At 66.9% G+C, this 21,737-nt stretch carries 20 protein-coding genes; 9 read left to right on the plus strand and 11 right to left on the minus strand.

Annotation, left to right across the window (positions count from 1 at the left end; translation table 11 throughout):
• The coding region (locus ACFZDK_RS48570; protein ID WP_390983770.1) for an FAD-dependent monooxygenase at window positions 1–292 on the minus strand (292 nt) is incomplete at its 3' end.
• A gap of 203 nt (window positions 293–495) precedes the next feature.
• A complete protein-coding gene (locus ACFZDK_RS48575) occupies window positions 496–657 on the minus strand; it encodes an FAD-dependent monooxygenase (RefSeq protein WP_390034269.1) in 162 nt (53 codons plus the stop codon).
• A gap of 111 nt (window positions 658–768) precedes the next feature.
• Here ACFZDK_RS48575 and ACFZDK_RS48580 point away from each other — a divergent pair, with 111 nt between their 5' ends.
• Both ACFZDK_RS48580 and ACFZDK_RS48585 read left to right on the plus strand, forming a co-directional pair.
• Window positions 769–1,044: a hypothetical protein gene (locus ACFZDK_RS48580; RefSeq protein WP_390983772.1), complete on the plus strand. Its 276-nt coding sequence runs from the start codon at window positions 769–771 to the stop codon at window positions 1,042–1,044.
• Between the two features lie 41 nt (window positions 1,045–1,085).
• A complete protein-coding gene (locus tag ACFZDK_RS48585) occupies window positions 1,086–2,003 on the plus strand; it encodes an LLM class flavin-dependent oxidoreductase (RefSeq protein WP_390983774.1) in 918 nt (305 codons plus the stop codon).
• A 31-nt stretch (window positions 2,004–2,034) separates the two neighbouring features.
• Here the strand turns inward: ACFZDK_RS48585 and ACFZDK_RS48590 are convergent, their stop codons facing one another.
• The 6 genes from ACFZDK_RS48590 to ACFZDK_RS48615 form a co-directional block, all read right to left on the minus strand.
• Window positions 2,035–2,667, minus strand: a complete 633-nt coding sequence (locus ACFZDK_RS48590; RefSeq protein ID WP_390034272.1) for a CoA transferase subunit B — start codon at window positions 2,665–2,667, stop codon at window positions 2,035–2,037.
• A gap of 132 nt (window positions 2,668–2,799) precedes the next feature.
• On the minus strand, window positions 2,800–3,570 hold the full coding sequence (locus tag ACFZDK_RS48595) for a CoA transferase subunit A (protein WP_390035163.1): 771 nt from the start codon (window positions 3,568–3,570) through the stop codon (window positions 2,800–2,802).
• A gap of 158 nt (window positions 3,571–3,728) precedes the next feature.
• Window positions 3,729–4,490: an enoyl-CoA hydratase-related protein gene (locus ACFZDK_RS48600; protein WP_390983778.1), complete on the minus strand. Its 762-nt coding sequence runs from the start codon at window positions 4,488–4,490 to the stop codon at window positions 3,729–3,731.
• 56 nt (window positions 4,491–4,546) lie between these two features.
• Window positions 4,547–5,833 (minus strand): DUF3500 domain-containing protein, encoded by a 1,287-nt coding sequence (locus ACFZDK_RS48605; RefSeq protein WP_390983780.1) that lies wholly within the window; start codon window positions 5,831–5,833, stop codon window positions 4,547–4,549.
• Window positions 5,834–5,862: 29 nt separating this feature from the next.
• Entirely contained in the window at window positions 5,863–7,149 is a 1,287-nt protein-coding gene (locus ACFZDK_RS48610; RefSeq protein ID WP_390983783.1) for an aldolase/citrate lyase family protein, read from the minus strand.
• On the minus strand, window positions 7,146–8,108 hold the full coding sequence (locus ACFZDK_RS48615) for a hypothetical protein (protein ID WP_390983787.1): 963 nt from the start codon (window positions 8,106–8,108) through the stop codon (window positions 7,146–7,148). The genes ACFZDK_RS48610 and ACFZDK_RS48615 overlap by 4 nt, the downstream gene beginning before the upstream one ends.
• Before the next feature lie 82 nt (window positions 8,109–8,190).
• Between ACFZDK_RS48615 and ACFZDK_RS48620 the strand changes: the two genes are divergently transcribed.
• From ACFZDK_RS48620 to ACFZDK_RS48630, 3 genes are all read left to right on the plus strand, one after another.
• Window positions 8,191–8,319 carry a hypothetical protein gene (locus tag ACFZDK_RS48620; RefSeq protein ID WP_390983790.1) on the plus strand — a complete coding sequence of 43 codons (129 nt, stop codon included), beginning with the start codon at window positions 8,191–8,193 and terminating at the stop codon, window positions 8,317–8,319.
• Between the two features lie 184 nt (window positions 8,320–8,503).
• The gene (locus ACFZDK_RS48625; protein WP_390983793.1) at window positions 8,504–10,453 is read left to right on the plus strand and encodes a CocE/NonD family hydrolase; all 1,950 of its coding nucleotides are present in this window, start codon (window positions 8,504–8,506) and stop codon (window positions 10,451–10,453) included.
• Between the two features lie 197 nt (window positions 10,454–10,650).
• Window positions 10,651–11,193, plus strand: a complete 543-nt coding sequence (locus ACFZDK_RS48630; RefSeq protein WP_390034278.1) for a cupin domain-containing protein — start codon at window positions 10,651–10,653, stop codon at window positions 11,191–11,193.
• 193 nt (window positions 11,194–11,386) lie between these two features.
• Here ACFZDK_RS48630 and ACFZDK_RS48635 read toward each other — a convergent pair whose 3' ends face one another.
• Both ACFZDK_RS48635 and ACFZDK_RS48640 read right to left on the minus strand, forming a co-directional pair.
• Entirely contained in the window at window positions 11,387–12,136 is a 750-nt protein-coding gene (locus ACFZDK_RS48635) for a helix-turn-helix transcriptional regulator (protein ID WP_390034279.1), read from the minus strand.
• 629 nt (window positions 12,137–12,765) lie between these two features.
• Window positions 12,766–13,680, minus strand: a complete 915-nt coding sequence (locus tag ACFZDK_RS48640; RefSeq protein ID WP_390983798.1) for a LysR substrate-binding domain-containing protein — start codon at window positions 13,678–13,680, stop codon at window positions 12,766–12,768.
• Between the two features lie 151 nt (window positions 13,681–13,831).
• On the opposite strand from ACFZDK_RS48640, the gene ACFZDK_RS48645 reads away from it, so the two are divergent.
• From ACFZDK_RS48645 to ACFZDK_RS48655, 3 genes are all read left to right on the plus strand, one after another.
• A complete protein-coding gene (locus tag ACFZDK_RS48645; protein ID WP_390983800.1) occupies window positions 13,832–14,773 on the plus strand; it encodes a VOC family protein in 942 nt (313 codons plus the stop codon).
• A 203-nt stretch (window positions 14,774–14,976) separates the two neighbouring features.
• Window positions 14,977–16,125, plus strand: a complete 1,149-nt coding sequence (locus ACFZDK_RS48650; protein WP_390983802.1) for an alpha/beta fold hydrolase — start codon at window positions 14,977–14,979, stop codon at window positions 16,123–16,125.
• 174 nt (window positions 16,126–16,299) lie between these two features.
• Window positions 16,300–17,604, plus strand: coding sequence for an FAD-dependent oxidoreductase (locus ACFZDK_RS48655; protein WP_390034283.1), 1,305 nt, complete (start codon window positions 16,300–16,302; stop codon window positions 17,602–17,604).
• A 324-nt stretch (window positions 17,605–17,928) separates the two neighbouring features.
• On the opposite strand, the gene ACFZDK_RS48660 is transcribed toward ACFZDK_RS48655, so the two are convergent.
• A complete protein-coding gene (locus ACFZDK_RS48660) occupies window positions 17,929–18,558 on the minus strand; it encodes a helix-turn-helix transcriptional regulator (RefSeq protein WP_390983805.1) in 630 nt (209 codons plus the stop codon).
• 668 nt (window positions 18,559–19,226) lie between these two features.
• Here ACFZDK_RS48660 and ACFZDK_RS48665 point away from each other — a divergent pair.
• Window positions 19,227–21,596 carry a putative Ig domain-containing protein gene (locus ACFZDK_RS48665; protein WP_390983808.1) on the plus strand — a complete coding sequence of 790 codons (2,370 nt, stop codon included), beginning with the start codon at window positions 19,227–19,229 and terminating at the stop codon, window positions 21,594–21,596.
• Window positions 21,597–21,737 lie beyond the last annotated feature (141 nt).

Raw genomic sequence — 21,737 nt, forward strand, 5'->3', positions numbered from 1 at the left:
GCCCGAGCAGGGAAGGGGGCTCGATCTCGTGCAGGACCTTTCCGGCGGTATCGCAGTTGCGAATACCCCGCATGGGATAGCCGGCGTCTATGCATTGCTGCGCCAGGCCGATCGTGTCCAGCGCCCGCAGCGCCGGACCCGTCAGACTCAGCCCCCAGCCGACGGCTGGCCAGCCATGCTGCTGTTCGACGACCTCGACCGCATGCCCTCGCCGACACAGCGCGACAGCCGCGGTGAGCCCACCGATACCACCGCCGACGATCAGGACGCTGCGCCGTTGCTGCTTCATCATCTGCTTCCTCGGTAGGTCAGAGGGCCTGAAGCTGCTCGCCGACGTGAGCAGCCCATTCCCCTAGCGGCCGGAACGCGCCGTCCCCCCGGGCGCTTTCCCGTGTTTCGGTGACGAGTTCCTCGGTCGGCCGGGGTGCTTCTGGCGCAAGGCCGGCAGATCCACGGATCGTCGAGGTCGTAGTCCAGCGGCGTGTTCGCACGTGTTTACGGACCGATCCGGGCGTCGAAGTGCACCGCTCGCGGCAGCGGACAGACGTCCGTCGCGTTCTCCACGACGAGCGTGCGCACTCCGACCCGGCCCGCGGTGTTCACGACCATCGCACCGACCGGTCCCAAGCCGACAACAAGAACGTCGTGGGTCTGCATGACTCGAAGAATGCTCCTGCTGAACCACAGACGTCAAGGTTGACATGTTATTTATGACACCATAGGTTCGGCCCTACGCCGCCATCCATGTGCGGCCGAGGGAGCCTGAGCGTGAAGCTCGCCAGTCACATCCGCGACGACGGGGCCACTGTCGCGGTCGTGACCGATTCCGGCCTCGTCCCCCTGACGGATCTGAGCGCCGACGTGCCGACACCCCTGGCCGAGGTCGAATTCCTTCCGGTCGTCCCGGGTCCCCACGCGATCTGGCGCGCGGCGCTGACCTACCCGATCCGCGTGTCTCTCGCGACTCTCGGGCGTGCGAGCACCGGCCCATTCGGCCCCACCTTCACTGAAACCACCTGCGCGGGAGTACCTCCACTGACATGAACACACGGATATCGCGTCCCACAGAGCCCAGGCTGGTCGTCATGCTCAGCGAGTCGTGGACCTTGGCGCAACCGCGCGACCTACGTTCCCTGGTCGACCTGAGTGTCGTGATCGAGCGGGCAGGAGCTCACGGGGTACTTGTCGGCGAGCACGTGGTCATGGGTCCCGATGCCGGACGCAACGGTGTGCCGGCCAACCCTCGGGACTTCTTTCGCAACGGCAACCAGCGCCCCGCCGATGCACACCCGAGCAGCCTTGAGCTGCTCAGCGCCATGGCCGCTGTGACGACCCACCTGGTTCTGCATGCGGTTGCCCTGCTCAGCCCACTGCGCCATCCGCTCGTCCTCGGCAAGCAGTTGGCCACGCTCGACTTGATCTCCCAAGGGCGTCTCGTCTTCATGCCCTCAACGAGCTGGCAGCGGGAGGAGTACGCGGCGCTAGCTGTCGACTTCGAGAAGCGCGGTGAGATCCTCGACGAGCAGCTTGAGGTCTGGCGCGGTGCCTGGCGCGACGACGTCCTCAATCACCGCGGCACCCACTACGAATTCCGCGACGTCTACTTCGAACCCAAGCCCTGGCGACCTGACGGCCCACTGCTGTGGATCGGAGGGTCGCGACTGCACCGGCGAGCGATACGGCGAGCCGTCCGCTACGCCGACGGCGTCTTCCCCGGCAAAGTTCCCACAGACGAAGAGCTCGACCTCCTCTCGTGGGCGCTTGCCCAAGAGGGGCGACGTCTCGAGGACATTGATCTGTGCATGTGGTTGGGAGCGGAAACGCCGTTCCCCGACGACGGCGGCCCGAAACCGTTGGGCCCCGCGCTTGATGCGGCCGCTCCGCATTTCAGCCGGGGCATAGGCACGTTCGTGATGAAGGCATCTCAGTACATAGATCACGTCGATCAGCTCGGGGACCTGGTGGCCGAGGCCCAGACAGGGTTGCGTGAACGTCTCCGGTGACCGACACTGTGCCCGCCGCCGGTGAAGCGGGTCAGCGGCGGAGCAGGTCGGGCTCAGTCTTCTTCCGGAGCTCGTCCTCGGTGACGTCCGGCGCCAGCTCGACGAGTTCCAGGCCGTCCGGGGTGACATCGAGGACGCAGAGGTCCGTGATGACGCGCTGCACGACGCGGCGGCCGGTGTACGGCAACGAGCATTGACGGACGATCTTCTGGGAGCCGTCCTTGGCAAGGTGTGTCATCAGCACGACGACTCGGTCGGCACCATGTACCAGGTCCATCGCCCCACCCATGCCCTTGATCATCTTCCCGGGAATCATCCAGTTCGCGATGTCACCGGACGCCGAGACCTGCATCGCACCCAGGATCGCGACGTCGACCTTGCCTCCGCGGATCATCGCGAACGACGTCGCGGAGTCGAAGAACGACGCTCCGCGGCGTACGGTCACCGTCTCCTTGCTCGCGTTGATCAGGTCGGGGTCCTCGTCGCCCTCGAACGGGTACGTACCGAACCCGAGGATTCCGTTCTCCGACTGCAACACCACCTCGACGTCATCCGGAATGTGGTTCGGTACCAGCGTCGGCAGGCCGACGCCCAGGTTCACATACGATCCGTCACGTAGCTCCGCGGCTGCCCGCGCTGCCATCTGTTCATGCGTCCACGCCACCCGTACAGCTCCTCGTAGTAGTCAGGTTCGGGGCCCAGCCTCGCTCCACGCGCCCACAGGGTGAGGCCGCGCTGCAGGACACCGGCAGATGAAGGGCCGGCAGGGAGGTCCCGTCCCACCTCGGTGAGTCCGTCAACGAACCAGTACGGTCCTCTTCTCGATCCGCTTGTCGGCGGCCTGCTCCGGCGTCAGCGGCACCACCCGCTGCACGAAAATCCCGGGGGTGTGCACGTGGTCGGGGTCGATCTCGCCGGGCTCCACGAGCTCCTCGACCTCAGCGATGGTGACGTGTCCGCACATCGCGGCGGGCGGGTTGAAATTCCGTGCGGAGCTTCGGTAGACGAGGTTGCCATGCCGGTCGCCTTTCCAGGCCCGTACCAGCGCGAAGTCCGCGACAATGGCCTTCTCCAGAACGAACTCGACGTCTCCGTCGCGGGTCTCGAAGACGCTCACCGCCTTCCTCGGCGACTGCTTGACCACGTTGCCGCTCGCGTCATAGCGCCACGGCAGACCGCCGTCCGCGACCTGCGTCCCCACGCCCGTGCGCGTGTAGAACGCAGCGATGCCCGACCCTCCCGCACGCATGCGCTCCGCCAGCGTGCCCTGCGGAGTCAGTTCGACCTCGAGCTCCCCGGCGAGATACTGCCGGGCGAACTCCTTGTTCTCGCCGATGTAGGAGGCGATCACCCGGCGCACCCGGCGCGCCGACAGCAGCCTGCCCAGGCCCCAGTCGTCGACGCCGCCGTTGTTCGACACCAACTCAAGGCCCCTGGTACCCGCATCCAGCACCGCCTGGATCAGCACCGAGGGGATCCCGCACAGTCCGAACCCGCCCACGGCCAGTGTCGCCCCGTCCGGGATGTCCGCCACGGCATCGTCAGCCGACCCCACAACCTTGTTCATCATCTCCTCCTCTTGACTTCGCTCTTCACGCCGGCTCCGCGGTCCGGCCGCGCCACGCTCCGCACAAGCGGACCAGGTGGGCCTGATCCCGAAGGCGGAGAATCCCGTCCCACAGGTTCATCTCGAGGCCGATCCAGGCTGCACAGGCACGCGAGTCGTCACGTCGGCCGCCGGCTCAAGAGGAAGTCGCGAATCGCCTCGACGAAGTCGTTGTAGGCCACCGTGGGTCCGGCAGTCGTCGCATCAGCTCCAGCGGCTACACGTGCCGGCTCGACCTGACTCAGCGCGCTCTTCGCCGCCGAGATCGCACCCGCTGGTGCGGCGGCGATCTGGGTGGCGATCGTCGTCGCCGTCGCGAACGCCGTCCCGGCCGGCACGACACGCGTCACGAGCCCAACGTTGACCGCCTCTTCGGCGGTCAGCAGACGGCCGGTCAGGTAGAGGTCCGCCGCCATCGCCTTCCCTGCCCGACGAGAGACCCTTGCGACGAATGCCTCCGACGCTTGAATCCCGAACCGGGCCACAGGCATTCCGATGCGCGCCGCCTCGGACAGGACGACGAGGTCGCACGCCAGCGCCAGCTGACATCCCGCCCCCGCCGCCATGTCCTCGACGGCCGCGATCACGGGCACCGAGGACCGCTCGATCGCCTGGAAACAGGTCTCCATGTCTCTGAAGGTCTGCTCGACCTCTTCGAAACTCGCGTCCACCCAGTCGTTCATGTCCGAACCGGCGCTGAAGGTGTCACCTCGGCCTCGCACGACGATCGCAGCAACGCCCGGTTCGGTCGGCAACCATGCGACGAGACCCGCCAGAACGTGCCAGTCCCGCGCGCCCAACGCGTTGCGCCGGGTCCCGTCACCGATCTCGATGACCGCGACCTTCCCGTGAAGACCATGGCTGACGCGCTCGGTCGCCACCCTCTCGTTTCCTTTCCGTACGCTTCTACTTGCCGGGTAGTCCCCGCCCGTGCTGGTCAGCGCTCGTGGTGCGCCATGCGGCCACCGTGGTGATGCTCGTAGTGCTGGGCCAGCAGGTTCATGGCGTAGTCGTTGCCGTTCGGCTCCCGGACGATGGTGTGCACGTGGAACCGGGCAGCTTCTTCGTTGCCCAGGAAGACACCGGGGTGGTTGTCGTACTCCACCAGGAGAACAGGCGAGTGCACGCGGTAGTAGAACGGCGCGACATCGTCGTGTCCCCCACGCCAGACGAAATGAGTTTCGTCGAGGTGCCCAACGACCTGGTCCAGCTTGGCGGCGGCGTGCACCTGCGGCATCCGGTCGAGGTAGACGCGCAGCAGGTCGACGAGCAGATCCTTCTGGTCCTTCGTCAAGCGGCTGACTTTGATGCCCTCCGGCGGTAGCACGAGGTTGTCGCACCCCGCACCACCGACGTGCCGGCCGTTCCACGGCCCGGCGAGCTCGGCAGGCAGGTCCTCCGGCAACAGGGTGGCGCTGAGCAGGAACTCCTGCTCCTGGTCGGCCGTGAGCGCTCGCCGGAACTCCAGTCCTCGCTGCGTCTCGTCATCCAGGGCTCGCACACCCTTGTGCGGGCCCGCGACGGCGACCGTGGGCTCGGCGCCGATGAAAACCGGTGCGAAGACAACTTGACTGTCGACGAAGACGCAGTGCAGGTCGAGATGGTGCCCCATCAGCTGCCAGCCCCACGGCGCACCCGAGTCCGGCTCCCCGAACACCGTGAACCAGTAGTTGAACTCCGTCAGGGTGTCGCGATAGTCGTCGACAAGCTCACCCAGTGCCGCGTTCAGTTTCATGGCCGCCCGCACGGACGAGTAGCCCTCGGGGCTCAGGCTCGCCTCGATGACACGAAGCGCGAGGGCGCGCCGCTCGTCGTTGAACCTTTCCAACCGCATGCCCTTCGGTGTCCAGGTCGGCACCGCGTTGGTCCACAGCCTCCACTCCGGCGAGTCCATCGGCAGCTGTCCGATCAGACGCTCGTGCGGCTGCAACGCGTTGAGGTAGGTCATCGCGGCAGCGACAGCAAGGGTGGGGCGCAGGCCGGTGTCGGTGGGCGTGTAGAGGCCTTGTCTCGGCGTGCCGCTCTCGGTGATCCCGACGAATGGCTCGCGGTAGTGCCGTTCACCCGCCGACAGCTCGAACGCCGGCACGGCCGGCAGCAGATCGGCGTAGAGGATCGAGTCCACGATGGGCAGCTCGCCTTTTTGCGTACGCAGCGGGAAGCTCGCTGGGGTCGGGTCCGTCCGGACAGAGTCCGCGAGTTCCTCGACTTGGTGTTCGCTCATGGCGGTTCCTCCGGTGTTCCCGTTCGCGGCTACTCGGTCGGCACCGCAAGCGCGGCGTCCTCGGGCATGAACTGCGGTTGGATGTGGCGGGCTTGGATCAGCCAGCGGCCGTCGACGCGGACAAAGGTGTCTTCGACGTCGGCGACAAGAGCCGGGCTTGTGCGCCGTCGCGGCGCCCGGCCATCTTCTGCGAACAGCAGCAGCGAGGACAGCGCGCGAGCGGAGTTGCCGTCGAAATCGAGCAGATGCAGGTTGGTGACGCAGTGCCGAGAGACCCGCGGGCCGCGGGCACTGCGGTTGGCATAGAGGTTGTCGATCTCCGTCGTTCCCGTCACGGTCGCGCGGGAGATCGTCAGGGTCGCGTCGCCGGTGAAGTACCTCGACACGCCAGAACCATCGGTGGCGTCGATTTCGTACCACACCGCAGTCACCAACGCCATCAACTCGTCGCGGACCACGCGCATCGAGACCGCCGGCGCGGCCGCGCCGCTGGTGCGAGCGTCGCCGGCTGCTGGATACGGCACGTGCGTCTCGTGTTTGTCCTGAGCCGGGGCAGGTGTCTCGGTTGAGTGCCCGGTGCCGCGCACGGCCGCGGCCGCGGCTGTGGCGCCGGCGCGCAGGAAACTGAGATCGGTGCTGATCGTGATCAGGCTGTATCCGCGGGTGAGGCGGTCCGCTGCGTCGGCGCCGCTGTATGCGGCTCCGCCGAGCGCGATCCCCTTGTCACGGCAGATGGCTTCGGCGCTCTCGATCCCGCGGCGCAGGCCGGGATCGTCGAGACCGCCGCCACTGGACACGGCGAGATCCACTTCACCTATGAAGATCATGTCGATGCCGGGCACCGCCGCGATGGAATCGATGGCTGCGAGCGCGGCGCCGCTCTCGACCTGAGCGATGAGTGTGATCTGGTCGCCGCCTCGGAGGTAATCAGCCAGCCCGGCGGTCCCCCACGAGCCGGCCCGCCCGGACGGGCTCGCCCCACGACGCCCCACTGGCGGGAACCTGACGGCCTGGACGGCAGCCTGCGCGCCTGCGACGTCCTCGACGCGGGGCACGACGACGCCGGCTGCTCCCGCGTCCAACACCGGTTGGACGTGGGCGGCGGTCGCTTCAGGGACACGCACGAACGGTCGCAGCCCAGATGCTCGGGCCGACCCGACCATCTGGGAGACGGTCTCGATGTTGAGCGTCGCATGTTCGAGGTCGATGATCACGAAGTCCAGGCCGGCCGTGGCCAGGAGCTCGACGACCTCGACGGCGGGCAGTTTCACCCAGGTACCGATGAGGGGTGTGGTCCTGTTGCGGGCAGTGTTCATGCCGGTGGGCGCTTCTGGGTGTCGTCCGCGGGCACGTCGTCGGCAGCGGCGTAGTCCGCCGCGTTGAGGACCCAGCCCTGGTCGAGGAAGTCACGGCGCGGTGGCGCGAAGATGTCGAGCAGCTGGTGCAGCCCGTCCCCGACGGCCTGGGTCGTGTGGATGAGCGGCGGGGGAATGACGGTGATCGATGGGCTTTCCACTTGGATGTGTTCATCTGGCCGCCAGTCGGCCAACCGCGACGTCCATGTGGTGCGCAGGTGGTGCACGTACGTTCCGGCGAGGGTGACCGAGCACTGTTCGAAGTCATCGTGCCAGTGGGGTGAGAGACGGTCGGGGTCGCGGGGCTGATGCTCGTCCGGGAACCAGTTGATCATCAGCGACGAGGACCGCAGTATTCGCCCGAGACGACCCGGCTCAGGTTCGACGTCGTCCAATCTGTGGACGCGCATGCGCTCGGACAGAGGTCTGCCCGGTGTGCCCGGGAGCGCCACCAACGGATTCGCGGCTCGGTAGTCGTCGGCGTTGCGTGCCGCGGCAGCCAGTCCTGCGCGGCCGGCCGCAAAAATCCGGACCACCCTCCCGTCGGTGTGGGCCGTCAGGGTGCTGTCGCCCGGCGGGACGATGACGACCGTTGAGGCTGCGGCGTGGACGGTCTCGTCGTCGGTGTCGTGACCGGCGTGACTGACCGAGACGGTTCCGGCGCACACCACGACGATGTGTTCGTCATCGCCTCCTTCCACCGCGAGCCGTTCACCCGCCCGCACATCGGTGAGGGCGACAACGAAGTTCTGGCCGCGCACGACCCAGGTCCGGCCGCCCAGCGGCAGCTCTGCGTCCGGTTTCTCGGCGACGAGATCAAGCACAGTGGCGGCCCGAGCCCTCGACCGCGGTGCTGCCGGGACCGCCTGAGCGCTGGTCAGCGCGGCGCGGGGATCGCCGGCCGGGTACATCGAGCTCACGGTTGGCCTTTCTGCTGGTCTTCGAACGTTCCGCTTCGAACGTTCCGCCGGGACTTCACGGAATGTGCCGATGGGGTCGGGCGTGGCGGACGACCTGGGTCAGGACGTGGCGCTGCGCCAACCGCCACGGGGTCCGGCCTTCGACGACATCTCCGACGTTGGCGGGCGGGTCGTGATGTCGCCGGGTTATGCCGACAGCGCGCCGCAGTAAGGAAATACCTGCGGACAGAGGCCCGGCATGCCGCGCTCGCGCTCCCTCTCCGTTCGTCGCATCAACATACGGATGCGTGGGGCAGTGGAACGCTACGGCGCCACCGCCATCATGTCAATGCTTTAGTGTCATAACATACATGTCTGCTCCTGAGATCTGCGCGCCTGCCATGAGACCACGAACCTTGCATACGACATTGACATGTAAATACTGCCATGATTGCCTTGACGTCCGCCCCGTCCCGCCACCAGCACTCATGGATCCGCCACGGCTTGGAGACGCCACGAGCCGAGATGCCCACAAGGAGAGCAAGTCGATGAGCGAACTCGTCCCGAGTCCGGAGCTTCCCGGCAGCCATCGTCGAGAGGCGACGCACTCAGGCCTGGTCAGCGAAACCGATGTTTACGTAACCATGCGTGACGGCGTTCGGCTGTGCGTCGACGTGTACCGGCCTGAGACCGACGAGCCGCTACCGGCCCTGCTGGCCTTCTCCATCTACAACAAGGAGCTCGCCACACCGGAAGCGACCAGCCTTCCGCCCCAGCCCGCCTGGTCCCCGCTCTGGATGGGGCCGACCGAAGCCGGCGACACCCGCTTTCTCACCTCGCGCGGGTACGTCCACGTGGTCGGGATGCCGCGCGGCGTCGGAAAATCCGGGGGTGGCGGCTCGCGTGAGTTCGACTCCTACGATCTGATCGAGTGGATCGCCGCCCAACCCTGGTGCGACGGCAACGTCGGCATGGTCGGTATCTCCGGTTTCGGCGCCGAACAGATGCACGTCGCTCGGCAGAACCCGCCCAGCCTCAAAGCAATCTTTCCCTACGACCCCCGCGGCGCCTACGGAACGCTGGGCGGTTTCCGCGAGGAGCACCCCGGTGGCGTGCTCAGCCTGTTCCGTTACCTGGTCGGGCACTTCGGCGTCTTCCACCAGAACAAGGGCGCGCCCACGCAGCTTCCGCCGGCCCGGGACGCCCTGTGGCGGACGGCGATGGCAAATCCGGACTACCGGATGTACGGCCACATCCTCAACGTGCTGAGCATGAAGGGCCAGCACATGCCGGCCATCTTCGAAACCCTGATCAACCCCTTCGAGGAGCCCGGCACCGTCGAACGCAGCGAGGCGGAGTTCGACACCATCAAGATTCCCGTCTACACCGGCGCCGGCTGGTACGGCTACACCTACAAGACGCACCTGCAAGGCGCCCAGAGCTACTGGCGGCACCTGAAGGACATCCCGAAGAAGCTCCTCTTCCTCGGACACGCGCACCTTGAGCGTCCCTTCCACGGCCTGCACCACGAGATCGTGCGGTGGTACGACCACTGGCTCAAGGGCATCGATACCGGCATCCTGGACGAACCGCCGGTCAGGTACTGGGTCAGCGGCGCCAACGAATGGCGCACCGGCACCGACTGGCCACTGCCCGAGACCGAGTGGACCAAGCTGTACCTCACCAGCTGGGAACGGTTGCGCAGCCAGGAGTTCACCCCGGGCTCGGCCGACGACCTGATCCCCCCTGACTCGTTCGTTCAGATGCCGCTGACCCACACGCGCGACGTGGCGAAGCTTCGCTTCATGACCGACCCACTCCCCCACGACGTGCTGATCGCCGGCCCGTCAAAGCTCAAGCTGTGGGCGGCGATCGATCAGGAGGACACCAACTGGATCATCGTCCTCAAGGACGTGGGGCCGGACCCGTCGGTGCGCACGGCTCGAGAGGGCGAGTTCGACATTCCCCAGGGCCTGCCCGAGCGGGAGCTGACCCGCGGGTGGCTGAAGGCGACGAACCGGGCGCTGGACGCCGAGCGGAGCACACCCTGGAAGCCGTTTCACAAGCTCACTCGGGACGCGGCCCAGCCGGTGGTCCCCGGTGAGGTCGTCGAGTACGACATCGAGATCCTCGCGACCGCGAACCTCTTCCGAGCCGGTCACCGCATCTGCGTCGAAATCACGAGCATGGACCGCCCGACCGGGGTCGCGGGTGCCACCGATGTGGAGTACGTGCCGTATCACATCTGCAGCTCGAAGACGACCTTGCACCACGTCTTCCACAACACCCAGTACCCCTCCCACCTGCTCTTGCCGGTCGTCCCCACGGTGCCCGGCCCTCAGGAGTCCAGCTCGGGGCCGGCCTGAGCCGAGCAGCCGGCAGACCCCGGGAACCGAAGACATGAGCCGGCCTATGAGGTGCTCCTGAGCCGCGATGCCTGCTCGCACAAGCGAGATGCCGCTGAGCAATACGGTGCAGGGGGCCCGCGCCGGCACCGCCAGCCCCCTCCCAGAGCATCCCGTCAAACCCATCAGAACACCGATCATCCCGAACAGGAGAGCTCATGGCAGAGAATCTCGTCGCCTCTCTGGACCTCACGCCGGCCTCGACCACCCGCAAGATCAGGCGGGTCGTGACCGGGACCAACGGCGCAGGAGAGTCTGTGGTGGTGATCGACGGCATCAGTCCGCACACCAGTTGCCAGGCCGGCAGCGACCAGTTCGTCGTCACCCAACTCTGGCGCACGACCGAGACTCCGGCCGACAACAGCCAGCCGGCGGTCGACCTTCCGTCCGAACCCCTGCCGGTAACACCCCCGCAGCACGGTTCGGTGTTCCGTACCGTGGAGTTCCCGCCTGACTCCCTCTGGCGCGCGCCGGGCCCCGAGGGGGAGGAAATGGCTCGCCGGCAGATCCATGCCACGGACTCCATCGACTACTGCATCGTTCTCAGCGGCGAGATCTGGGCGATGCTCGACGCCCAGGAGACGAAGCTGTCCGCCGGTGACGTTCTCGTCCAACGAGGAACCAACCACGCGTGGTCCAACCGCTCCAACGAGCCATGCCTCGTCGCGTTCGTGCTGATCGGCGGCAACGCCGTCGGATGACCGCGTTCGCACACCTGGGTCTCGCCCGTCCGCCGAACCATGTGCCGAAGACCGAAAACGACCGGCCAAGACCGTGCGTCAAGTGCGACCCCTCCAGTGCCCAAGGAACCAGCGGTGACCTCGGCAGTCGCCTGATGCGGGGTGACGGATGCAGCCGACCCTGAACCCGCCTGCCTATCTTGCTCAGGCGGGGTCAGGCTCGTGCAACCCGTGCGGATGCCGCATCCATTGCCGGCTCGACGTCGTCTCCGTACCGTCGCTCGTACTCGTCGAGAGCCCTGAGGGCGCGTTGAGCCCAAGCGATCTCGAGCTCGGCCCGCTCGACATCGCCGTCGTAGGCGAACTCCCGAAGAAGGATGGTCAGCTCCTGCTGGCGCGGCGACCTGCCTTCGAGCCTCTTCTGTACCCGCTCGTGGGAACCAGCCGAAATCGCCTCCCGAACCGCCCGAACACGGTCCCGGAGCTGCACATAGTGGTCGAGATGCGCCCGCAGGTGGCGTTTGACCACCGCTACCGACGCCAGGTCGGAGAAGATCAACTGGATGCGCTCGGGATCGCGGTTCGGGCGGTAGTCCGGCCCGCCGGTCACCCATGAGACCAAAGCCTTGAGCCCCTCATCAGTGATCGAATAGATCCGCTTCTCGAGCTTCTCGCCGACGGTGGTCAGCGAGCCGGCGATCAAGCCGGCCTCCTCTAGGCGCTTCAGCTCCGGGTAGATCTGACTGTGCGACGCCGACCAGAACCAGCCCAGTCCCAGGCCGAACTGGCGGGCGAGGTCATAGCCCGACGAGGGGGCGGTTGAGAGCGAGCCGAGTATCGTGTATCGGAGAGACACATGTTCGACGTTACACGATTCGAAGCCCTTCACTCCAGACGCAAGACGCTGGACGCGCACCGGAGAAACCACCGCGGCGGTCAGTCGACGCCAGAGCAAGCCGCGCACACGGTATCCGCAGGACGGCGCACGAAGGTGGGGCTCGATGATTGGCCTGATGATCCGGACTCGTACAGGTGCCGTGCTGTGCGAGAGTGCCGGTTGACGTGCACGAATTCCCTATGGTCGAGGGCCAGGCCGGCACAGGGCGCAAACGCTTGCGCGGCGTCCGCCGTCGCCGGCCCGCTCCTCCGGCCAGGCGCAGCCCGAAACATGCCTTGGCCGCCCGTCCTGCGGCCCCCGGATCAGGCGGAGCTGCGAAGAACCCGCCAACGGCCGACGCTGCAACGATCCTGTCTTGCTCAACATGCATATCTCGACATGTAACTAATGTAGTGAAACCGGCGAGGTGATCCGTGTATGTACCGTGGCCGACGAGCCTATGCGGGACGTGCCGACACCGATGCCGCCAGATGCAGGTGTCGCTGCGGCGGCGAGGCCCTGGTAGACCTCGTCCGGCCCGCCGGCAGCACTCGCATCTCCCGGCATCCTCGTCGACCACCACAGACGACAGCTGGCCAAAGGCCGTCGAGAACGCGCTGCAATCACACAACTGTCCCTCCTTCCAGCCGTGTGCGACTGCCCGTCCCCTGACTGATCGGCGCGGGGGGGGCAGACGGGCGCCGATCCCGGGAAGCTCAGGACGAGGTTTCGGGGGCGAGGTCAAGCAGGCACTGCCGGAGCCAGCGGTGCCCAGAGTCCTGTTCGGTGCGTTTCGTCCAAGCCATGATCTGGGTGATCGGTTGCATCTGGGGCGGTGGCGGCTCGAGGAGGCGGATGCCGGCCGGTTCGGCGACCTGCCGCCCCAAAGAGTCGACCACGAGTGTGACGAGGCGGGTTCCCTTGAGGAGGAAGGGCGCCAGCAAGGATCCGGCTGTGATCGTCACGTTGTGCGGGATGCCCAGGAAGTCGAGCTGACTCTCGGCCAGCGACCGAGCGTTCGCCGAGGAGGTGGCAAGATACGGCAGCGCACTGAACTGCTCCCGAGTGATGCTGTCAGCGACGTCTGGGTGATCACGATCGACCGCGAGCACGAGCCTGTCTTTGAACAACACCTGGGTCAGGAAGTCACGGCTTTGGTGCTGAAGGACCTCTCGCGGGATCAGTAGCAGGTCGACGTTCTCGCGGCGGAGCTGATCGGCGGGATCGTCACTGGTCGGACGCAAGAGCAACCGAACCCCCGGTGCCTCGTGAGCGAGCCGACTGACGAGCGGCCGCAGGAAAGTCACGGTGATGTAGTCGTCGGCCATGATGGTGAAGGTCCGCTTGGCCGTTCCGGGGTTGAAGGTCTCGCGCAACGAGAGCACGTCGTTGATCTCGACGAGGATGTCGCGTACGCGGGGCGCGAGCACTTCCGCGAACGGCGTCGGCACCAGGCCGCGACCATCCCGCACCATCACCGGGTCGTTCAGGGCCTTCCGGAGTCGCGCGAGTGTTGAACTCATCGCCGATTGCCCGATCGAGAGTCGCTCAGCGGCCCGGGTCACACTGCGTTCAGTCATCAGCGTGTCGAACGCCACCAGCAGGTTGAGGTCGATGCGGCGCAGATCCATGCCGGGACGATACATCACTGAGATCAATCCCAACTATCGGTGGAGATTGATTGTGAATGTTCAAATAGTGACATATCTTTCTGGACATGGTTGCGGCGCCCGGGACAGGCGACGTCGAGACTCGGGCGCGCTGGATTCAAAGGAGAATCACGTGGTCAAACCACTCATCACTCATCTGCGGCATGTGGGGATCGCGATGCCCGATCTCGACCGCCAGCTCGCCTTCTACCGGGACACGTGGGGCTTGACCCACGTCGAGTCCGACACCGGTGTGCACTTCCTCGCCGCCGAGGGCTCTCCTGAGAATTACATCGTGCGGCTGCGCAAGGACGACCAGAAGCGCATGGATCTGGTCGCCTTCGGTGCGGCGAACGCGGCCGACGTGGACACGCTCTGCAACCAGCTTCGTGCGGACGGCGTCCAGATCATCCACGAGCCGACCCGTGTGGACACTCCCGGCGGGGGCTACGGCTTCCGGTTCTTCGACTGCGACGGCCGGGTCGTCGAGGTGTCCGCCGACGTCGCCACGCGGGAGTTCCGCAGCATCGAGGAGCGTGAGCTGGTTCCGGTCCGGCTTTCGCACTTCGTGATCAACTCGAACAATCCCGAAGCCACGGTCGACTGGTACGTCAAGCACCTCGGCTTCAAGCTGTCCGACACACTCTGCCTCGGCGCGCGCGGCGGCTTCATGTGGTTCATGCGGTGCAACGACTGGCACCACTCCCTGGCCATCGCACGCGGGCCGCACACGGCGATCAACCACATCTCCTTCGAGCTCCGCGGCCTTGACGAGTTCATGCGGGGCACTGGGCGCCTGCTGCGCCAGGGCACGCAGATGATCTGGGGGCCCGGCCGCCACAAAGCGGGGGACAACACCTTTTCCTACTTCTTCGACCGAGTGGGCAACTGCGTCGAGATCACCACCGAGCTCGAGGAGGTCGACTGGGACAAGTGGCACCCCTCCGTCTACGACATCACCACCAATGCCGACTACAGCGATCAGTGGGGCACGGCGAACCCGATGAACGAGTTCGTCTCCAAGCAGCAGTTCAACGATCCGGACCGTGGCGTCTTTGTCGCGCCCCCGCTCTGACAACGAGATGGGCGATGACGTCCTGTGAGTACAAGACGCGGACGTTCGCTGCGCCCAGCGACGTTCTGCTTCGACGAGTTCGAGAAGAGCACGCAGAACGAGCTCATCCCGGTCGGGATCGTCAACAGCGATGCCCGGTCGGGCGATCGTGGCCGGCCAAGGCCCGTTCAACCGACACGTGATCAAGGCGCCGGAGGTCTGAAATGTTCCGCTACTTTCCCACCAATTACGTGTGGAGCCTGTCGGTCAGCATCGCCATGAACTGTGGCGGTCAGATCGGCGAGGTCGACCAGATCAGCGCGCCCCTGGCCGACATCGCCAAAGAGGGAGACGACGCCGGCACCGAGAAGCTCTTCTGGTCCTGGGTGAACTTCGCCGACTCCCTCGCAGAACGCGCTGAGAAGGAAGTCGCCGCACAGCACCCGCTTTCCGCCGGCCCGCTCTACCACCGCGCCTCGGTCTACTACTTCGTCGCGGAGCGGATGCAGAGCCGTGACTTCGGCCCCCGCAAGGAGGCGTACCGGAAGTCCGTTGAGGCGATGAAGGCAGCGATCGAGCACAACCGGTACCGGGCCGAGTACGTCGAGATTCCCTATGAGGACGCCTCCTTCCCCGCGATCTTCACCTGGCCCGAAGGGAATCCCCCCGAGGGTGGCTGGCCGGTGATGGTCTACTGCAACGGCCTGGACTCCATGAAGGAGTTGCTCTTCACCAGCGGCCTGCCGACCGAGTTGTCACGCCGTGGGGTGGCGACGCTCTGCGTCGATCAGCCCGGTACGGGAGCCGCGCTCCGCGAGCGCGACATGCACGCCATCCACGACTCGGAGCGGTGGGCGGGAGCCGCGATCGACTACCTGGAGACCCGGCCCGATGTGAACGCGGAGCGCATCGGCATGAGCGGTGTCTCGCTCGGCGGTTACTACGCACCGCGTGCGGCCGCCTTCGAGAAGCGTTTCAAGCTCTGTGCGGTCTGGGGCGCCAACTACAACTGGGGCGAACTGCAGAAACGTCGTCTCCAGCGTGAGGGCGAGAACCCGGTGCCGCACTACTGGGACCACGTCCAGTGGGTGTTCGGCAAGGAGAGCCGGGACGAGTTCATGGCCTTCGCCCCGAGCATGACCCTGGAGGGCGTGGTCGAGGAGATCACGGTCCCCTTCCTGGTCACCCACGGCGAGGACGACCGACAGATCCCGATGGAGTTCGCGACACCGGAGTACGAGAACGCCGTGAACAGTCCCGACCGCCACTGGAAGTTGTTCAGCACGGTCGAGGGCGGCTCATCGCACGCCGGCTCTGACAACGAGTCCGTTCCGGCGAACTACATCGCCGACTGGGTCAGCGACCGCCTTTGATTCGGCATGCCCGAGCACTGACGTGAGCACCAGCACCCACCGAGTGGCCGTCGTGACCGGCGCTGCCAAGGGCATCGGAGAGCCGAGACATGGTCCATGCTCAGTCCGCGGACGCGGCTCGCCACCTCCTTCGGCCGTATCCGCCGCTAGAAAGAGAGTCTGAGATCCCCTGACATGAACGCCAAGACAACCGGGACGACACGAGCCGAGGAAGCAAAGGTGGGCAAGCGGGTCGCCATCATCGGGGCGGGGCCCGGTGGCCTCTCCGCTGCAATCGCCTTCCAGCAGGCAGGTTTCCATGTGCGGATCTTCGAGCGCCACTCCAAGGTCAAGGGCCTGGGCGGAGCGATCATCCTCAATGCCATCGCCCTCAACATCATGCGCTCCTACGCCGCCGACATCAGCGACACCTTCACCGGCCACAACCAGAAGTTCCGGAGCCACGACGGGCGCTACAAGCGTGTCGTCTTCCCCGAGGACCACGATCTGCTCAGGCAGGCCGGGGCGACCGGGTGGGCCTCCGGGATGATCCGGTCGGAGCTCTACGACAGGCTCGTCGGAGCGGTCAAGGAGGGGTCGATCGTCCCGAACCACGAGCTCACCGCATTCGAGGACCGTGGCAAGGACGTGCTGCTTCACTTCGCCAACGGGCAGGACTATGTCGCGGACATTCTCGTCGGCGCCGACGGCATCGACTCGTTGGTCCGGCAGAAGTTGTTCGGAGAGGGGCCCGCCAAGCACCTCGGCATCGCGGTCTGGCTCGGCTGGACCGACGGCGCCGAGATCGACCGCGACATGCAGTACATGCGCCACTCGGACAAGCACCAGTTCGGGTATGCGCCCCTCAAGTTCCAGGGGGCGGACTGTGTCGAGTGGTGGTTCGTCGAGCCCTGCACCGAGACACAGCCCATGCCAGACGATGTCCGCTCCTACATCGGTGAGCGCATCGCCGACTTCGAGAGTCCCGTCGACAAGATCTTCGCAGCGACCGAGCTCGATGAAGCACACATCTTCCGCTGGGTGGTCAAGTGGCGAGACCCGTTGAAGACGTGGACCCGCGGCCGAGTGACCTTGCTGGGTGATGCCGGCCACCCCACCTCGCCTTACGCCAGTTACGGAGCGGGCATGGCGCTCGAGGACGGCTTCTTCCTCGGCAGGTACTTCAACGGCGTCGACCTCTCCGACTCCGCGCAGGTCGCCGACGCGTTTGCGAAGTACGAGGACCAGCGCCTGAAGTACACCAACAAGGTTACTGCCAACGCGCGCCGGACCGGTTGGATCTTCCACAATGCCCCTTGGCTCGTGCGCCGAATCCGTGACTTCCTGCTCAACCACACGCCGATTCCCAACAAGGTGATCGGGGACCAGTACACCAAGGAGGGCTACGCCCTCTGGCATGCCCTCATCGAGACCGGAGCGATCTCCGCTCACGACTCGCAGCCGACCGGGGAGAAGTCCGAGAACGACCACGTCGCCTGACGGGTCGCCCAGTACGCGGACACCGAGCTCGACAGTGGCGTAGAAGCCGGCTTTGACCCGGGCCGCGGGTACGGGGCGGCGATGGCGACCTGCGGCCCTCGCCCGCGCCGCCATCGCAGGCCCGGTGGAAGACCGGGATGCCGCCGTCGCGGTGACGGCCACGGCGTGGGATGCCTCAGATTGACCCCGGTCCTTGGGATGACCGCATCTGACGTGTGCCGCCTCACGCTCCGCCGAGGAGTCCAAGCACACCTGCTCGAACTCCTCGGCATCGAAACCCGGCACGGCCCCGCCGGCGAGAGACCTCATACGCCATGCGCGAAGTCACCGGCTAGAGGTCGTATCCACCGTGCTCTCCGCGTCGTCTCCGTAACGTCGCTCGTACTCATCGAGTGCTCGGAGGGCACGTTGAGCCCAGGCGATCTCCAGCTCGGCGCGTTCGACATCGCCGTCGTAAGCGAACTCCCGAAGGAGGATGGTGAGCTCTCTTTGACGTGGTGACTTGCCTTGCAGCCGCTTCTGCACCCGCTCGTGCTCACCCTCGGTGATGGCCTCCCGAACCGGTCGCACGCGGTCGCGGCGCTGGATGAAGTGGTCGCGGTGCGCCCTCAAGTGGCGTCTGATCGCCTCCACGGAGGCCAGGTCGGAGAAAATCAGCTGTAGCCGTTCGGGGTCACGGTTGGGACGGTAGTGGGGTCGGTCCGTGACCCATGAAAGGAGTTCGTCGAGTCCCTTCTCGGTGATCGAGTAGACCCGCTTCTCCAACTTCTCCCCCACTGTGGTGAGCGATCCGTCAATCAGGCCGGCCTCCTCCAGGCGCTTGAGCTCTGGATAGATCTGGCTGTGTGAGGCCGACCAGAACCAGCCCAGCCCCAAGCTGAATTGGCGGGCGAGATCGTACCCGGACGAGGGTGCCGAGGTGAGGGACCCGAGGATCGCATAGCGAAGAGACACATGTACAAGGTTACACATGTCATCCTTGCACCGATCGCCATGCAGGTTCGCTCTCGACCCGAAGATTTCCCGTGATGACCGTCGACCAGCCGCCGTCGACGACGAGATTTCACGCCGGTGATGCGGAACGCCTCGTTCGATGCGAGGAAACGGCCGCGTCGACCACCTCGTCGGTCAGGCCGACCCCGCCGCGAGGGATGTGGCGGGCGATCACGCCTCCTCCGTGACGTCCAGCGGGCCGGGGCCAGGACCGTTCCGTCCACCTCGGCGACCAGCCGCCGAGTCCTTTCTGGCCAGATCCGGACGGCTCCCAGCGACTTCCCAGCTTCCTTCCCGCGTTGATGCGGCTCTCTGAATGTCCCCTCCCCGGCCGTCCTCTCGAAGCGTGGGGACAACCGCGTCGCGTGGATTCCGGCTCACCGAGCGCATTCGCAACGACCATCGAAGTCAACGTAGGACAAAGGACGCTGAGAGCCTGTCAGGCCACGGAACCAGTGCCTCCAATCATGTACGAACCGTGATGGAGATCGCCTTGTACGGACAGCCGGGTGGCCGTATTGTCCCGAATCGGATTGCTGTGCGAGGCCGCCGACGCATCGTGCCCGTGCCCAGCCCGCACGGCTCGAACTGTTCTCGTGGGGGGACCAGTCGTGAGTGGTGCACATCGTTTGTGGGAGAGATCCGTTTCGCCGAGACGCCGGGCCGCCCGGCCCTTCGCCAGGGCGGCCACCGTCGTCACCGCCGTGCTGGCGGTTCTGCTCGCGCTGTGCGGTTCAGCCACGGCCGCTCCGGCCGCGGCAGCCGGGGACAGCATCGGCAGCGCCGGCCTGCTGACCGGGACCGTCACCGGGAACCTGGTGAACGGTTCCAATGACTGGTGGGTGATCTACGCCGCCTCGCCGGGCGCCGCGGTGACCGCCACGGTGCGCAGCACCGCCGCCTCGAACGCCTCCTGCGCGGGCCTCCAGGCCGTGCTCTACAACGCGGACGGCACCCGGAGCGGCCAGCTCAACTCCACGGGCGGGATCAGCGCCGGCACCTCCGCCCAGCTCGCGGGACGGCAACTGGGCGCGGACCGCTACTACGTGGCGGTCACCACCTGGGGCTGCACCTCGGTGGCCCCCTACAGCCTGGAACTCACCGCCGGCGGGGGCCCGGCGCTCGACCCGCCCGCCCTGCACGTCCAGGCGGGGCGCTCGATCGGCTCCGCCTGGCCCCCGCTGCAGGGCGGCAACTCCTACGGCGGCACCTTGAGCGGCAACGGCAGCCAGGACTGGTACGTCCTCTACAAGAAGGCCGACAGCAACCTGGCGACACTGCGGGTGCAGAACACCACCGCCGACACCACCATCGCCTGCGGCGGCATCACCGCGAACGTCTACGGATCGACGGGCACCGGCAACCCGGTGCAGTCGGCGTCCATGCCCGCCGACGGAGCGGTCACCTTCACCCTGCCCGCGACCGAGGCCGGCGACGCCCAGGGACGATACTTCGTGGACCTGGTGCCGTGGGGCTGCAACACCGGCGGCCAGACCTACACGGTGGAGCCCGAGTCCGCCGCCGAGTGGGCCGCCCCGGCCGCGGTGCCGGGCGGCACGGCCGTGGCGGGCACCACGATCGGCTCCGCCTGGCCCCCGCTGCACGGCGGCACGCTCTACGGCGGCACGGTCGACGGCGGCGGCACCGAGGACTGGCTGGTGCTGTACAAGAAGCAGGACTCCGCCACCGCGACCGTCCGGGTGCAGAACACCACGGTGGACGGCTCCGCCGCCTGCGGGGGCCTCACCGCCACGCTGTACGGGTCCGCGGGCACCGTTAACTCGGTGCAGTCGGCGTCGCTGCCCGCCAACGCCACCACCACGTTCACCGTCCCCGGCAACGAGGCCGGTGACGCCCAGGGGCGGTACTTCGTGGACCTGGTGCCGTGGGGCTGCAACACCGGCGGCCAGACCTACACGGTGGAGGCCGAGTCCGCCGCCGAGTGGGCCGTCCCGGCACGGACACCGACCGCCGAGGCCCGTGCCGCCGGCAGCGCAGCCGCCGCCTGGCCGCCGCTGCCGGGCGGTGTCGCCTCCACGCAGCACCTGGCCTCCGGCAGCGGCCAGGACTGGTACGTCCTCTACAAGAAGTCCGACGCGGTCACCGCGACGGTCCGGGTACAGAACATCACCGTGAAGGGCTCGCTGCCCTGCGACGGACTGACGGCCACCCTGTGGGGGGCGACCGGCACCCAGCAGATCAGCTCGGCCTCCCTGCCCGCCAACAGCACCCACGGCTTCGTCCTGCCCGGGCAGGAGACCGGCAGCAGCGCCGGCCGCTACTACGTCGAGATCACCCCGTGGGGCTGCAACAGCCTCGGCCAGGGCTACACCATCGAGCCGGAAGCGGCGGGCGAGTTCAACGCGGCCTCCCACACCCTGCCCGTCGGCCCGAACCGCACGGCCGCGGCGGGCCCGCTGGCGGGCAGCACCAACTACACCACCTCGCTGACCTCGGCGACGGCCCAGCAGTGGGCCTACTTCCACGCCAACAGCGCGGGTTCGCTGCTGGTCCAGAACACCACCACCGGCACCGGCGGCTGCCGGACCCTGCACGTCGCGCTCGCCCATACCGGTTCCACCACGCTGACCGCCACCCCGGCACCCGGCGCCGTGGCCGAGCTCTCCGTCCACGCCGCCGGCGACTACGCCGTCGAGCTGACCACCGGCGGCTGCACGGCCTCACCCGCCATCGGGGCGCTGCTGGAGCTGTCCGGCAGCTTCCGCGGCCCGGTGCTCAGCCTCTCCCCGACCACCCTCAAGACGGCGGCGGTCAACAAGAGCTACAGCACCACGGTCAAGGCGTCCGGCGGCAAGGCCCCGTACACCTACACCGCCGCCACCGCCCTGCCGCCCGGCCTCACCCTGAAGCGCACGACCGGTGCCATCACCGGCACGCCGACCAAGTCCGGCAGCTACACCTTCATGCTCGCTGTCGCCGACGCCACCACACCCACCCATGCCACGCTCACGGTGAAGATCTCCCTCAAGGTCGCCTGACCCCCACCACGTCCGCCGCTCGCCCCGCGAGCGGCGGACGACGGCCGTCCACCACCGAGCGGTACCGGCCGACACCGCACGACACTCATCGCACCTCCCCATCCCTTGAACACAGGACCGAGTGGGGGCGACGAGTCGCCC

It is taken from the genome of Streptomyces sp. NPDC007901, assembly GCF_042959465.1.
Taxonomy (GTDB): Bacteria; Actinomycetota; Actinomycetes; order Streptomycetales; family Streptomycetaceae; genus Streptomyces.

What these genes read in the sequence shown, in the direction of transcription:
- ACFZDK_RS48575 (WP_390034269.1), bottom strand. Translation starts at nt 657, where the DNA reads ATGCAGACCCACGACGTTCTTGTTGTCGGCTTGGGACCGGTCGGTGCG.
- ACFZDK_RS48585 (WP_390983774.1), top strand. Translation starts at nt 1,086, where the DNA reads ATGCTCAGCGAGTCGTGGACCTTGGCGCAACCGCGCGACCTACGTTCC.
- ACFZDK_RS48595 (WP_390035163.1), bottom strand. Translation starts at nt 3,570, where the DNA reads ATGAACAAGGTTGTGGGGTCGGCTGACGATGCCGTGGCGGACATCCCG.
- ACFZDK_RS48605 (WP_390983780.1), bottom strand. Translation starts at nt 5,833, where the DNA reads ATGAGCGAACACCAAGTCGAGGAACTCGCGGACTCTGTCCGGACGGAC.
- ACFZDK_RS48610 (WP_390983783.1), bottom strand. Translation starts at nt 7,149, where the DNA reads ATGAACACTGCCCGCAACAGGACCACACCCCTCATCGGTACCTGGGTG.
- ACFZDK_RS48630 (WP_390034278.1), top strand. Translation starts at nt 10,651, where the DNA reads ATGGCAGAGAATCTCGTCGCCTCTCTGGACCTCACGCCGGCCTCGACC.
- ACFZDK_RS48640 (WP_390983798.1), bottom strand. Translation starts at nt 13,680, where the DNA reads ATGGATCTGCGCCGCATCGACCTCAACCTGCTGGTGGCGTTCGACACG.
- ACFZDK_RS48650 (WP_390983802.1), top strand. Translation starts at nt 14,977, where the DNA reads ATGTTCCGCTACTTTCCCACCAATTACGTGTGGAGCCTGTCGGTCAGC.
- ACFZDK_RS48655 (WP_390034283.1), top strand. Translation starts at nt 16,300, where the DNA reads ATGAACGCCAAGACAACCGGGACGACACGAGCCGAGGAAGCAAAGGTG.